Origin of the sequence: Streptomyces sindenensis, from assembly GCF_014649035.1 — a bacterium.
GTDB lineage: Bacteria > Actinomycetota > Actinomycetes > Streptomycetales > Streptomycetaceae > Streptomyces > Streptomyces sindenensis.
Map to the genome: position 1 here is coordinate 16,118 of NZ_BMSG01000034.1, position 13,178 is coordinate 29,295.

The following is a 13,178-nucleotide window of genomic DNA, read 5'->3' on the forward strand; positions in this document are numbered from 1 at the left end:
ACGGCCGCCGGGCCCCCAACTAGGGTGCGGCGCAAGCGTTCCGGCACTTGGCCCACTGGCATTGCGATGTCGGTGACGGGTGCCACAGTGGGGGAGTGAGCAACACCGCCGCGAGGGCCAAGAGGGCCGCGATGAGGGCAGAGGGGGTGACGTCCGGCCGTGTCCGGTATCGACGTGGGTGAGGAGCTGGGTGCACGGGCCGCGCAGGCCCGGGCGCTCGCCCTGCTGCGGATCCGCAGCAGGGCCCTGGCCGTGGCGATCCTGCCCGCGGCCGTCGCCGTCGTGCTGTTCGCGGCGGACGCGCAGGGGCATCTGGCCGGTCCGGCCTGGGACGCCGTGCGCTGGACGGTCCTCGGCGTCGCGGTCGCCGTGCTGCTGGTGACCGTCCTGGTCGCCGTCTCCGTGGCCCGCGCGCGGCCCGCCATGAGCCCCACCGTCCCCGTGCCGGAGGAAGGCGCCCCCGATCTCTACCGCCTGGTCCGCGATCTGGCGGACCGGCTCGACGTGCCCGCGCCCTCGGCCGTGGCGCTCACCCCGGACTGCGACAGCTGGCTGGAGGACCGCACCCACCGCGCGCTCCGGAAGGGCCCGGGGGCAGCGCTCCGGAAGGGGCCAGGAGCGTCGCTCCGGAAGGGGCCGGGCGCCTCCGCGGGCTCCGCGGAGACCGTGGACGCCGCCCCCGTCCTGGTCGTCGGCTCGCCGTTCCTGTGGTGGATGCGGGTCGCCGAGCTCCGCGCGGTCCTCGCCCCCGTCGTGGCGGGCACCGGCCCGTCCGCGCATCCCGACATAGCCGCCGCCCGCCGCTTCGTCCGCGGTCTGGACGCCGCGATCGCCGATGCGGCCGCCCCCGGCCGGGGCCCGGTGCGCAGGGCGCCGCTCGCCTTCGCCGGCTGGGTCGCCCGGCTGCTGCTGCGGGCCTGCCGGGGCCATGCCGCCGAGATGGAGCGCTGTGTGGCCGCCGCCGCGTCCATGCGCGCCCAGACGGTCGACTACGGGCTGCGCATCGCCGCCCAGGAACAGGTCGGCCTCGCCTACGCCGGCTGGGACCGGCTGCTGACCCGGGTGGCGCTGCCCGCCTGGCGGATGGGCCGCTGGCCCTCCCGGCTGGACGCCGGGGTCGTCTCCGCGCTCACCGAGCTCTCCCGCCGGGACCGGCTCGCGGACGGCTTCGCCCTGCGTCTGGGCGAGCGGCCCGCGTGCGACCTGCTGGAGGAGCCCGGGGTGGCCGACGAGGCCGCGTCGCTGCTCGCCGCCCGGCTCTTCCACGGCGGGCCCGCCGAGAGCGGACCGGGCTGGGCACCGGTGGACTGGCAGCAGTATCCCGACGAGGTCGTCGACCGGAAGTGGCGCAGCGAGGCGGCCCGGCTGCACCGCGTCCTGGACACCCTGGGCGTCCCCCGGGCCTCCGCCGCCGACCCGGCCGTCCCCACGCTGGCCCGGGTGATGGAGCACCTGTCGGGCCCGGGCGGGCCGGGCGAGGCGCTCGCGGCGGGCATCGGCGCCGCGGTCGCCCGCGAGGAGGCCGGGGCCCCGGTCCACGGCGGCCCGGAGCAGAGCGGTCCGGGATACGGCGGTGCGGCCGACGACCCCCTCGACCTCTGGGGGCCCGGCCCGCTGCCCCTCTTCCCGCTCCAGCCGCCGCGTACGGGCACCGAACTGCTCGCCGACCACGTCGCGGCCATGGTCTGCTGCGCCGCCGTGGACACGGCGGGGGCGGCCCCCGGTCTGGACTGGCTCGACGGTCCCGCGCTGCTCGTCGGCGGCGAGCGGCGGGCGGACCTCGCGGCCCCGGTCCTCAGCCTGGTGGAGGACGGCGACCCGGACCCGCTGCTGAACTGGCTGGCCGAGGTGGGGGTGCGCTCCGACAAGCCGGTCCGGCTGGTGTGAGCGCGTACGCCGATCGGCCAAGGCGCCCCCGGAGCCGTCACGCGGTCCGCCGCGCCCGTCCGGAGTCCGGAGCCGACTGTTCGGAAGGAATGGTTCCGTTCCCGTCAATTCGCGACGAAGGGTGACGGGGTGCGTGCGTTATGTGATGTGCTGGGGATCGGCGCTGACATTCGGCGCACCAGAGTTGTCCGGGGGATCACCCGAGTCGTCCGGGGGATCCGAGGGAGGGGCGCGGCATGGGGGCGGAGCAGATTCGCCGGTGGGAGTCGGGTGCCCTCGCGCACGCGGTGAGCGATCCCTTCGGTCAGGGCCCGCTGCCCTGGCTGCGCGGCAGTGAGAACTACTTCGACGACACCGGCCAGGTCGTCCCCTGGTACGCCGACCTCGCCCGCTCCACCGGCGGCGGCACCCGCACCGCCGACGACGTGCACCGTCAGATCAAGGGCTTCGTCTCGCCCGGTGCGGCGGCCCCCGGCGAGGCCATCGACTTCCACATCACCGTGGACCCGCCCCAGCAGTTCTCCGTCGACGTCTACCGGATCGGCCACTACGGCGGCGACGGCGCGGCCAAGATCACCACGAGCCCGCGGCTCTCCGGCATCGTCCAGCCCCCGCCGCTCGCCGCCGACCGGACCGTCTCCTGCCACCACTGGTGGATGTCCTGGCGGCTCCAGATCCCGAGCTACTGGTCGGTCGGCGCGTATGTGGCCGTCCTGACCACCGCCGACGGCTACCGCTCGCACATCCCCTTCACCGTGCGCCACGACCACCCCGCCGACCTGCTGCTCCTGCTGCCCGACATCACCTGGCAGGCGTACAACCTCTACCCGGAGGACGGCCGCACGGGCGCCAGCCTCTACCACGCGTGGGACGAGCGGGGCCGGCTGCTCGGCGAGGAGGACGCCGCCGTCACGATCTCCTTCGACCGCCCGTACGCCGGATCGGGCCTGCCGCTGCACGTGGGACACGCGTACGACTTCATCCGCTGGGCCGAGCGGTACGGCTACGACCTCGCCTACGCCGACGCCCGCGACCTGCACGCGGGCCGCGTCGACCCCAGCCGCTACCGGGGCCTGGTCTTCCCCGGCCACGACGAGTACTGGTCGCTGCAGATGCGCCGGGCCGCCGAGCGCGCCCGGGACTCCGGCACCTCGCTCGTCTTCCTCTCCGCCAACACCATGTACTGGCAGGTGGGCCTCGCCCCCTCCGCGTCCGGCGAGCCCGACCGGCTGCTGACCTGCCGCAAACGCCGGGGGCCGGGGAAGTCCGCCCTGTGGCGCGAGGTGGACCGGCCCGAGCAGCAGCTGCTGGGCATCCAGTACGCGGGCCGGGTCCCCGATCCCCGCCCGCTGGTCGTGCGCAACGCCGAGCACTGGCTCTGGGACGCCACGGGCGCGGTCGACGGCGACGAGATCCCGGGCCTGGTCGCCGGCGAGGCCGACCGCTACTTCCCGCGCACCAGCCTGCCCGAGCACGACAACCGGATCCTGCTCGCCCACTCCCCGTACGAGGACTCCGAGGGCGCCACCCGGCACCAGGAGACCTCGCTCTACCAGTCCCCCTCCGGCGCCCTCGTCTTCGCCTCCGGCACCTTCGCCTGGTCCCCGGCCCTGGACCGCCCCGGCCACACCGACCCCCGGATCCAGCGGGCCACCGCCAACCTCCTCGACCGGATCTGCAAGCGCGACTGACGGACGCCACCGCATCGGCGCCGGGCCCGGCGCGCGCACCGTGTCCTGCGTACGGGACAATCGGAACCGCTCCTGGATCAATCTACGCGGAGGCACCGTGTCCGGTTTTGTAGAAAAGCCCGAGCCCGTACAGGTTCCGGGCCTCACCCACCTGCACACCGGCAAGGTGCGTGACCTGTACCGGAACGAGGCGGGCGACCTCGTGATGGTCGCCAGCGACCGCATCTCCGCGTACGACTGGGTCCTGCCGACCGAGATCCCCGACAAGGGCCGCGTCCTCACCCGGCTCTCGCTCTGGTGGTTCGACCAGCTCGCCGACCTCGTCCCCAACCACGTCATCTCCACCGAGCTGCCCCCGGGCGCCCCGGCCGACTGGGCGGGCCGCACCCTCATCTGCAAGTCGCTGCGCATGGTCGAGGTCGAGTGCGTGGCGCGCGGCTATCTGACCGGCTCCGGGCTCGTCGAGTACGACGCCACCCGTACGGTCTGCGGCATCGGCCTTCCCGAGGGCCTGGTCAACGGGTCCGAGCTGCCCGGCGCGATCTTCACCCCGGCCACCAAGGCGGCCGTCGGCGATCACGACGAGAACGTCAGCTACGAGGACGTCGCCCGCGAGGTCGGTGCGGAGACCGCCGCCGAGCTGCGGCGCACCACGCTCGACGTCTACGCCCGGGCCCGGGACATCGCGCACGAGCGCGGGATCATCCTGGCCGACACGAAGTTCGAGTTCGGCTTCGAGACCACCGAGGACGGAACCGAGCGGCTGATCATCGCCGACGAGGTGCTGACCCCGGACTCCTCCCGCTTCTGGCCCGCCGCCACCTGGGAGCCCGGCCGCGCGCAGCCCAGCTACGACAAGCAGTTCGTGCGCGACTGGCTGACCTCGCCGGCCTCCGGCTGGGACCGCAGGAGCGAGCAGCCGCCGCCGGCGCTGCCGCAGGAGATCGTGGACGCGACCCGCGCCAAGTACATCGAGGCGTTCGAGGTGCTGACCGGCACCAGCTGGGTGTGACGACCGGCGGACACGGAGAAGGCCCCGGACCGAAAGGTCCGGGGCCTTCTTCTCGTTGAGCGGACGACCAGGTTCGAACTGGCGACCTCAACCTTGGCAAGGTTGCGCTCTACCAACTGAGCTACGTCCGCAGTGCGCCGAAGCGCGATGCCTACTATACCCATCCTCGCTCGCGTGCGAGACGCACTGCCGTATGCCGGTTCTCCGCACCGATCTTGGAGGCGGCCGAGGAGAGGTAGTTGCGTACGGTCCCCTGGGACAGCGAGGCCCGCTCGGCGATCTCCGCGACCGGCGCCCCGTCCGCCGCCAGTTCGAGCACCTCGGCCTCCCGGGCGGTCAGCGGGGAGTCCCCCGCGGAGATCGCGTCGGCGGCCAACTCCGGATCCACGTAACGGTTTCCGGCGTGGACGGTACGGATGATCTCGGCCAGCCGCCGGGCGCTGACGGTCTTGGGCACGAAGCCGCGTACGCCGGCGGCGAGGGCCCGCTTGAGGTGCCCGGGGCGGCCGTGGCTGGTCACGATCATGGTGCGGCAGTCGGGCAGTTCGGCCCGCAGCGATGTGGCGACCTTCACACCGTCCGCGCCCGGCATCTGAAGATCCAGGACGGCGACGTCGGGCCGGTGCGCCAGCGCCATCGCCAGGGCCTCGGGCCCGCTCGCCGCCTCCGCGACCACGACGAGGTCCTCCTCCAGGGCGAGCAGCGCGGCCAGCGCGCCCCGGATCAGGTGCTCGTCGTCGGCCAGCAGGACGCGCAGGGGCCGCGCGGTGGTCATCGTTCCTCCGGGAGGGCGGCAGGGGCGGGAGAGGGGGCGGGGGTGGACGGGGGCGGGGGGCCGTCGTCCGGGCCGGGCTGCTCGCCCGAGCCCGGGGAGGCGGGCTGTCCGTCCGAGGGCAAAGACCCGCCCGGGGCCCCGGGGGCGCGCCCGGTCCGGGTCGGAGCGGTAGGCCCGCCCGCCCCCCGGCCGGAGGCCGTCAGCGGCACCGTTGCCGTCACCCGGAACAGATCGTCCCCGACCGGTCCCGCGGTGAGGGTCCCGCCGAGCGCCCCGAGCCGTTCGCGCAGCCCGGCCAGGCCCGAACCGCCGCCGTCACCCCCGCCGCCGAGCGGGCCGGCGGCGTCGGCCCCGTCGTTCTCGACCTCCAGGACCACCGCGTCCCGCGTCCGGGTGAGCCGGATCGAGCAGTGGCGCGGGTCGCCGTGGCGCAGGACGTTCGTCGCGGTCTCGCGCACCACCCAGCCGAGCGCCCCCTGCACGGCGGCCGGCGCGCCGATACCGGCCGGGCCGTCCGCGCCCTCGACGGTGACCGAGATCCCGGCGGCCTGCAACACGCCCCGCGCGCCCATGAGTTCGGTGGGCAGATCGGCCTCCCGGTAGCCGCGTACGACATCGCGGACCTCCTGCTGCGACGCCCGGGCGATCCGCTGCACCTCGACCATCTGGTCCACCGCCGCCGGGTTGCCGCGCTGGGCCAGCTCCACGGCCAGCTCGCTCTTCAGGGCGATCACCGACAGGTTCCGGCCCAGCACGTCGTGCATGTCCCGGCCGAACCGCAGGCGCTCCTCCGCCACCGCCAGGCGGGCCTGCATGTCCCGCGCCTCCTCCGCCTGCCACATCACGGACAGGCTCCAGGCGCTCGGACGGGCCGAGACGAGCACCAGCAGGGTGACGACGGCCAGGGAGACGACCGCGCCGAACACCTGCCCGCCCGGTACGCCCACGGCCGCCAGGAGGGCCGTGCCGGCGACCGAGAAGGCGGCGGCGTGGAGCAGGAACCTCCGGACCGGGACGATCAGGACGTACGGGATGGAGAACGCCACCGGCAGGTCCAGAACCAGCAGGACGAGCCCCTCGTCGCGCACGCCGCCCACCGCCGCGAGGGCCACCACGAGGCCGGTCATCGCCACCTGGAGGGCGGCGGGCAGCCGCAGCCGCCCGGGAGGGAACGGCGCCAGGCCCCGGTAGGCGTCGAAGGCGGGCGTCAGGTTGCGGCAGCTCAGCACGGACTGGGCGATGTTGGCGACGAGGAACGCTGCTCCCAGGGCGATGGCCACCGCTCCCTCGTCCAGGGCCTCGGAGAGCGGCAGCAGACCCCAGGACACCGCGAACAGCCAGGTGATCGAGGCGAGCGTCACCCGTGTGTAGAGGTCGATGCGCTGGAGTTTGCTGCGCTCGTGCCAGCTGCGCCGCCAGCCCCGTACCCGACCGATCACGCCCTTCAGTCCCTTCATGTCAGCCGCGCGGATCCCAGCGGAACCACCGTCGCACAGCAAACACGCCGAAAGCGGTCCAGGCCAAGGCGGTCACCGCGGCCGTGAACAGATCGCCGCTCTCCACGCCGCCGAGCCAGCCGTGCCGGACGAGGGTCATCACGCCCGTCATCGGCAGCAGCTCCAGTACGGAGGCCAACTTGTCCGGGAAGACCGCCAGCGGCACGAACAGTCCGGAGCCGAAGAGCGAGACGAAGTACAGCGGCAGGGTGGTGAGCTGCGAGGTCTGCACGGTCCGGGTGATCACGGCGGTCGCCGCCGCCAGCGCGGACATCAGGACGAGGCCCAGCACCAGCCCGGCCACCAGCAGGTCGGGGCGGTGCGGCGCGCTCAGGTCGAAGGCGATGGCCCCGGCCGCCACCAGCAGCACGCACTGGGCGAGCGCCAGGGCGACGGACGGCAGCGCGGTGCCGATGAGGATCTCGCGGTCGGAGATCTCGCCGGTGCGCAGCCGCTTCAGGACGAGTTCCTCGCGCCGGGCCACGTAGGCGGAGACGAGGTTCATGTAGACGACCTGGACGAGCACCATGCCGATGCCGCCGGTCAGGGTGGCGCCCGCGACGGTCATCCCGGTGCCGCCGAGGTCGACCTGTTCGAGCGAGGACCGGATCGCGAAGATCATCACCAGCGGCAGCAGCAGGGCCACGGCGATCGCGGTCCGGTTGCGCAGCAGGAGGAGCAGCTCGGCGCGGCCGAGAGCGGTCAGCCGCCGGGCCACGGCTGCCGCACCCGTCGGGGAGGCGGCGGGCGTCCGGTCGCGGACGGGGGTCGTGGTGGTCGTCATGCCGTCACCTTCGTCGTGGAGCCGGAGCGGGTGGAGCGGCCCGGGACCTGGCGGGGGTCCTGGTCCCGGGGGGCGTGCTGGGTCTTCGCGATGTCGAGGAACGCCTCTTCCAGCGATGCGGAGCGGGCGTCGAGGCCGTGCAGCTGTACGCCGGACTCCCGGGCCCATTCGAGGAGTTCGTGCAGCGACTCCTGGAGGGAGGGGGTACGGATCTCGACCCGGGGCCCCTCGGCCGCCGCCCGCAGCGAGAGCGGGAGCCGGGCCGCGGGGACCGCGTCGGGGAGGACGAACCGGATCCGGGCCGGCTGCCGCGCGGTCACCTCGGCGATCGTCCCGGTCGTGACGATCCTCCCCTGGTGCATGATCGCCAGGCGGTCGGCGAGCGCCTCGGCCTCCTCCAGGTAGTGCGTGGTGAGCAGCACGGTCGTGCCGTTGTCCCGCAGGGCCCGTACGAGCTCCCAGGTCTCCTGCCGGCCCTCGGCGTCCAGACCGGTCGTCGGCTCGTCGAGGAAGAGCACCTCGGGCCGGGAGGTCAGGGCGAGCGCCAGGTCGAGGCGGCGCTTCTCGCCGCCGGACAGCTGCTTGACCCGGACGCCCGACCGGGCGGTCAGGCCGACCATCCCCAGGGCCTCGGCGGCGGGGCGGGCGCCGGTGGTGCAGGCCGACCACATGCGTGCGGTCTCCAGGACCGTGAGGTCCGAGGGGAAGCCGCCTTCCTGGAGCATGACGCCGGTACGGGGGCGGACGGCGGCGCGTTCGCGGTACGGGTCGTGGCCGAGGACCCGTACCGTGCCGTCGGACGGTGCCGCCAGGCCCTCCAGGAGTTCCACGGTGGAGGTCTTGCCCGCGCCGTTCGTCCCGAGCAGGGCGAACAGTTCGCCGCGGGCCACGGAGAAGGAGATCCCGGACACGGCCTCGAAGCCGTCGGCGTAACGGCGGCGGACCCCGTTCGCCTCGATCACGGGACCGTTCGCGCGGTCGCTGAGAATGTCGTCGCTGGTCATGCCCCCAGGCTTCCGTCGGATCGGGCCCGGGAGCAGTGCGCGCTGTCATCAGCGCACATGACAAACGTCATACGGTGACGGAAGAAACGCCAAAGGCCCCGATCGAAAACGATCGGGGCCTTTGCCTCTGAGCGGACGACCAGGTTCGAACTGGCGACCTCAACCTTGGCAAGGTTGCGCTCTACCAACTGAGCTACGTCCGCAGTGCAACCACTCGGCTTTCACCGGTGGAGCGAGCACCACTCTACCTGATCCACGAAGTGGTCCGAAGAGTCGTGCAGAGCGGGTGACAGGAATTGCACACTGCGCCTTCCCCCTGGAAGGGGGCTGTTCTGCTACTGAACTACACCCGCACGCTGTGTGGGATTCGGCTTTGCGGCCTCGCCCCTCGGCGTGTTCCAGACTCTATCCGACCTGCGGGGGTGTCGCGCAAGTCGGCTCCCCGCCAAGCTCGCGGAGCGGGCCGGCGGGGGCGGCCGGGAGGGCGTCCGGCGGGGAGCCCGGGGGCGCCTGACGGAGCGTCCGGACGGCCGGGCCGGCCCGCCGGGCGGCCCCGCGCCCCTTCGGGATCACCCCGCCGCGGCGAACGCCTCGTAGACCTTCTTCGGGATGCGGCCCCGGGCCGGCACGTCCATCCGGTGCGAGCGGGCCCAGGCGCGGACGGCCGCCGGGTCCGGGGCGAGGGAGGTGTGGCGGTAGGCCGTGGGCGTCCTGCCGTGCTTGCCGGCGTTCGTCTGCTTCCGCCCGGCGGCCACGTAGGGCGCGAGCGTCTTCCGCAGTTTCTTCGCGTTGGCGGGATTGAGGTCGATCTCGTACGTCTTCCCGTCCAGGGCGAAGGTCACCGTTTCCGCCGCCGCTCCCCCGTCGATGTCGTCGGAGAGTGTCACCACTACGCGCTGAGCCACGGATATCGGTCCTTTCCTGCGGCACCGGCGCGTTCTGCGTGCGCGGATGCCGGCCTTCCGGCTGCCGGGCGGGCGGAAGCGGATCGACGAGATGTCGACTGTTCCGTTGTCCCCGGGGCAATGGTGCTTTCCCCGGTAATCATTTGTACAGCGGCGGGTGCCGCATTGTGAAGCCCCATCAATTACGTGCGCGTGTCCGTGTGCAATCCGTGTGCAATCCGGGCGGGTTTTTCCCAGACCTTTTCCTGGCGGTGTCGTGGCCGATATACGGACGTGATCTACACAGCGCCCTCGCTGAGCCGCCCTGTCCGATATCTACCCGCGTAGAAATTTTGGCCAGGTACGCTGAGTGGACCCGCGGGGGTCTGGGGAACCCCCCGGAGAGACAGCCGCACCACACCACCACACCGGGAGTGCCAGTGGCACGCGTCGTAGTCGACGTCATGCTCAAGCCCGAGATCCTCGACCCGCAGGGACAGGCGGTGCAGCGCGCACTGCCCCGTCTCGGCTTCGAGGGAATCGCGGACGTTCGTCAGGGAAAGCGTTTCGAGCTGGAGGTCGAGGGGCCGGTCGACGACGCCGCCCTCGCCCGTATTAACGAGATGGCCGAGACGTTCCTCGCCAACACCGTCATCGAGGACTTCGTCGTGAAGGTGGAGGAGGAGAAGTGACCACCCGTATCGGCGTCGTCACTTTTCCCGGCACCCTCGACGATCAGGACGCCCTGCGCGCCGTCCGTATCGCGGGCGCCGAGCCCGTATCCCTGTGGCACCGCGACAAGGACCTGCACCAGGTCGACGCGGTCGTCCTGGCCGGTGGTTTCTCCTACGGGGACTACCTCCGCGCCGGTGCCATCTCCCGCTTCTCGCCGGTGATGGAACCCCTCATCGAGCAGGCGAAGGCCGGGATGCCGGTCCTCGGCATCTGCAACGGCTTCCAGATCCTGACCGAGGCGCATCTGCTGCCCGGCGCGATGCTGCGCAACAACCACCTCCACTTCATCTGCCGCGACCAGAAGCTGCGGGTGGAGAACGCGGAGACCGCCTGGACCTCGGACTACAGCGCCGGCCAGGAGATCAGCGTCCCGCTCAAGAACATGGACGGCCGGTACACCGCCGACGAGCGCACGCTCGACGAGCTGGAGGCCGAGGGCCGCGTCGCCTTCCGCTACCTGGACGGCAACCCCAACGGCTCGCTCCGTGACATCGCGGGCATCACCAACGCCGCGGGCAACATCGTCGGCCTGATGCCGCACCCGGAGCACGCCGTGGAGCCGCTGATCGGCACCGGCGGCACCGACGGCCTCGGTTTCTTCACCTCGATCATCAAGAAGCTGGTCAACGCATGAGCCTGGATACGGTCAAGCACGCGGCCGAGACCCCGGACGCCGCGCAGCCCTGGAAGGAGCTCGGCCTCAAGGAGGACGAGTACGCCCGGATCCGCGAGATCCTGGGCCGCCGCCCCACCGGCGCCGAGCTCGCCATGTACTCCGTGATGTGGTCCGAGCACTGCTCGTACAAGAGCAGCAAGGTCCACCTCAAGCAGTTCGGCGAGAAGGTCCCCGCCAACGACGCGATGCTCGTCGGCATCGGTGAGAACGCGGGCGTCGTCGACGTCGGCCAGGGGTACGCGGTCACCTTCAAGGTCGAGTCGCACAACCACCCCTCGTACATCGAGCCCTACCAGGGCGCGGCCACCGGCATCGGTGGCATCGTCCGCGACATCCTCGCGATGGGCGCCCGCCCGGTCGCCGTCGTCGACCCGCTGCGCTTCGGCGCGGCCGACCACCCCGACACCAAGCGCGTCCTGCCGGGCGTCGTCGCGGGCATCGGCGGCTACGGCAACTGCCTGGGCCTGCCCAACATCGGCGGCGAGGTCGTCTTCGACGCCTGCTACCAGGGCAACCCGCTGGTCAACGCCGGCTGCATCGGCGTCATGAAGCACGAGGACATCCACCTCGCGCAGGCGTCCGGGCCCGGCAACAAGGTCATCCTGTACGGCGCCCGCACCGGTGGCGACGGCATCGGCGGCGTCTCCGTGCTGGCCTCGGAGACCTTCGAGTCGACGGGGCCGGCCAAGCGGCCCGCCGTCCAGGTCGGCGACCCGTTCCAGGAGAAGCTCCTCATCGAGTGCACCCTGGAGATCTTCAAGGAGAAGCTCGTCGCGGGCATCCAGGACCTCGGCGGCGCCGGGCTCTCCTGCGCCACCAGCGAGCTGGCCTCCGCCGGCTCCGGCGGCATGCGCGTCGAGCTGGACACCGTGCCGCTGCGCGACTCCTCCCTCTCGCCCGAGGAAATCCTCATGAGCGAGTCGCAGGAGCGGATGTGCGCGATCGTCGAGCCGCAGCACGTGGACCGCTTCCTGGAGATCTGCGAGAAGTGGGACGTCATCGCCACCGTCATCGGTGAGGTGACCGACGGCTCCCAGCTGGAGATCTTCTGGCACGGCGAGCAGATCGTGGACGTGCCGCCGCGTTCGGTCGCCCACGACGGCCCCGTCTACCAGCGTCCGTTCGCCCGCCCGTCCTGGCAGGACGCGCTCCAGGCGGACGACGCGGGCAAGCTCGCCCGCCCGGCGAACGCGGCCGAGCTGCGCGAGCAGGTCCTGAAGCTGGTCGCCTCCCCGAACCAGGCCTCCAAGGCGTGGATCACCGATCAGTACGACCGTTTCGTGCAGGGCAACACCGTCCTCGCGATGCCCGAGGACGCGGGCATGGTCCGCATCGACGCCGAGTCGAACCTGGGCGTGGCGCTGGCGACCGACGGCAACGGCCGGTACGCCAAGCTCGACCCGTACACCGGCGCGCAGCTGGCGCTCGCGGAGTCGTACCGCAACGTCGCCGCCTCCGGCGCCAAGCCGCTGGCCATCTCGGACTGCCTGAACTTCGGTTCGCCCGAGGACCCGGACGTCATGTGGCAGTTCGCCGAGGCCACGCGCGGTCTCGCGGACGGCTGCCTGGAGCTGGGCACCCCGGTCACCGGCGGCAACGTCTCGCTCTACAACCAGACCGGTGAGACGGCGATCCACCCGACGCCGGTCGTGGCCGTGCTCGGTGTGATCGACGACGTGAACCGGCGTACGCCCGTCGCCTTCGCGGAAGAGGGCCAGCTCCTCTACCTGCTGGGCGACACGGCCGAGGAGTTCGGCGGTTCGGCCTGGTCCGAGGTCGTCCACAACCACCTCGGCGGCCTGCCGCCCAAGGTGGACCTCGGCCGCGAGAAGCTGCTCGCGGAGATCCTCATCTCGGCCTCGCGCGACGGCATGGTCGACGCCGCGCACGACCTGTCCGACGGCGGCCTGATCCAGGCGGTCACCGAGTCCTGCCTGCGCGGCGGGAAGGGCGCCCGGCTGGTCGTGCCGGACGGCCTGGACGCGTTCACGTTCCTCTTCTCGGAGTCGGCGGGCCGCGCGGTCGTCGCGGTCCCGCGCAGCGAGGAGCTCCGCTTCACCGACATGTGCGGGGCGCGCGGTCTGCCCGTCGCCCGCATCGGTGTCGTGGACGGCGAGGAGATCGAGCTCCAGGGCGAGTTCTCCATCCCGCTGAGCGAGCTCCGTACGGCGCACGAGGCGACGATCCCCGCGCTGCTCGCCTGAGCCGCGCGCCGACCGGCGTCTCACGAAGCC

Annotated in this window: 11 protein-coding genes and 3 tRNA genes; 6 read left to right on the top strand and 8 right to left on the bottom strand. The window is 72.5% G+C overall.

Annotated features, from left to right (window positions below; translation table 11 throughout):
* Positions 1-159 precede the first annotated feature (159 nt).
* The 3 genes from IE145_RS27785 to IE145_RS27795 all read left to right on the top strand — a co-directional run bounded on the left by IE145_RS27785 (position 160) and on the right by IE145_RS27795 (position 4,590).
* Positions 160-1,887: a hypothetical protein gene (locus IE145_RS27785; RefSeq protein WP_189528199.1), complete on the top strand. Its 1,728-nt coding sequence runs from the start codon at positions 160-162 to the stop codon at positions 1,885-1,887.
* Between the two features lie 236 nt (positions 1,888-2,123).
* A complete protein-coding gene (locus tag IE145_RS27790; protein WP_189528200.1) occupies positions 2,124-3,578 on the top strand; it encodes a N,N-dimethylformamidase beta subunit family domain-containing protein in 1,455 nt (484 codons plus the stop codon).
* A 97-nt stretch (positions 3,579-3,675) separates the two neighbouring features.
* Positions 3,676-4,590, top strand: coding sequence for a phosphoribosylaminoimidazolesuccinocarboxamide synthase (locus IE145_RS27795; RefSeq protein WP_189528201.1), 915 nt, complete (start codon positions 3,676-3,678; stop codon positions 4,588-4,590).
* Positions 4,591-4,648: 58 nt separating this feature from the next.
* Here IE145_RS27795 and IE145_RS27800 read toward each other — a convergent pair.
* The 8 genes from IE145_RS27800 to IE145_RS27835 form a co-directional block, all read right to left on the bottom strand.
* A tRNA-Gly gene (locus IE145_RS27800) sits at positions 4,649-4,721 on the bottom strand.
* A 23-nt stretch (positions 4,722-4,744) separates the two neighbouring features.
* The gene (locus IE145_RS27805; RefSeq protein WP_010056451.1) at positions 4,745-5,365 is read right to left on the bottom strand and encodes a response regulator transcription factor; all 621 of its coding nucleotides are present in this window, start codon (positions 5,363-5,365) and stop codon (positions 4,745-4,747) included.
* Entirely contained in the window at positions 5,362-6,822 is a 1,461-nt protein-coding gene (locus tag IE145_RS27810; RefSeq protein WP_189528202.1) for a sensor histidine kinase, read from the bottom strand. Before IE145_RS27810 ends, IE145_RS27805 begins: the two co-directional genes overlap by 4 nt.
* A gap of 1 nt (position 6,823) precedes the next feature.
* Entirely contained in the window at positions 6,824-7,645 is an 822-nt protein-coding gene (locus IE145_RS27815) for an ABC transporter permease (protein ID WP_189528203.1), read from the bottom strand.
* Positions 7,642-8,649 (bottom strand): ABC transporter ATP-binding protein, encoded by a 1,008-nt coding sequence (locus IE145_RS27820; RefSeq protein ID WP_189528204.1) that lies wholly within the window; start codon positions 8,647-8,649, stop codon positions 7,642-7,644. The genes IE145_RS27815 and IE145_RS27820 overlap by 4 nt, the downstream gene beginning before the upstream one ends.
* Before the next feature lie 130 nt (positions 8,650-8,779).
* Positions 8,780-8,852 (bottom strand) — tRNA-Gly (locus IE145_RS27825).
* 78 nt (positions 8,853-8,930) lie between these two features.
* Positions 8,931-9,002: transfer RNA gene (locus IE145_RS27830), tRNA-Gly, on the bottom strand.
* Between the two features lie 216 nt (positions 9,003-9,218).
* Positions 9,219-9,554, bottom strand: coding sequence for a histone-like nucleoid-structuring protein Lsr2 (locus IE145_RS27835; RefSeq protein ID WP_069740118.1), 336 nt, complete (start codon positions 9,552-9,554; stop codon positions 9,219-9,221).
* Between the two features lie 419 nt (positions 9,555-9,973).
* Here IE145_RS27835 and purS point away from each other — a divergent pair, with 419 nt between their 5' ends.
* The 3 genes from purS to purL are packed head-to-tail and all read left to right on the top strand — an operon-like array spanning position 9,974 to position 13,148.
* The gene (purS, locus tag IE145_RS27840; protein WP_010056446.1) at positions 9,974-10,225 is read left to right on the top strand and encodes a phosphoribosylformylglycinamidine synthase subunit PurS; all 252 of its coding nucleotides are present in this window, start codon (positions 9,974-9,976) and stop codon (positions 10,223-10,225) included.
* The gene (gene purQ, locus IE145_RS27845) at positions 10,222-10,902 is read left to right on the top strand and encodes a phosphoribosylformylglycinamidine synthase subunit PurQ (RefSeq protein ID WP_189528205.1); all 681 of its coding nucleotides are present in this window, start codon (positions 10,222-10,224) and stop codon (positions 10,900-10,902) included. The genes purS and purQ overlap by 4 nt, the downstream gene beginning before the upstream one ends.
* Complete coding sequence (gene purL / locus IE145_RS27850; RefSeq protein ID WP_189528206.1) at positions 10,899-13,148, top strand: phosphoribosylformylglycinamidine synthase subunit PurL; 2,250 nt, start codon at positions 10,899-10,901, stop codon at positions 13,146-13,148. The genes purQ and purL overlap by 4 nt, the downstream gene beginning before the upstream one ends.
* The last annotated feature ends 30 nt before the right edge of the window (positions 13,149-13,178 follow it).

Bases quoted from the DNA above. Each gene is read 5' to 3' on its own strand.
- IE145_RS27790 (WP_189528200.1), top strand. From the start codon at position 2,124: ATGGGGGCGGAGCAGATTCGCCGGTGGGAGTCGGGTGCCCTCGCGCAC.
- purL (WP_189528206.1), top strand. From the start codon at position 10,899: ATGAGCCTGGATACGGTCAAGCACGCGGCCGAGACCCCGGACGCCGCG.
- IE145_RS27820 (WP_189528204.1), bottom strand. From the start codon at position 8,649: ATGACCAGCGACGACATTCTCAGCGACCGCGCGAACGGTCCCGTGATC.
- IE145_RS27805 (WP_010056451.1), bottom strand. From the start codon at position 5,365: ATGACCACCGCGCGGCCCCTGCGCGTCCTGCTGGCCGACGACGAGCAC.
- IE145_RS27815 (WP_189528203.1), bottom strand. From the start codon at position 7,645: ATGACGACCACCACGACCCCCGTCCGCGACCGGACGCCCGCCGCCTCC.
- IE145_RS27810 (WP_189528202.1), bottom strand. From the start codon at position 6,822: ATGAAGGGACTGAAGGGCGTGATCGGTCGGGTACGGGGCTGGCGGCGC.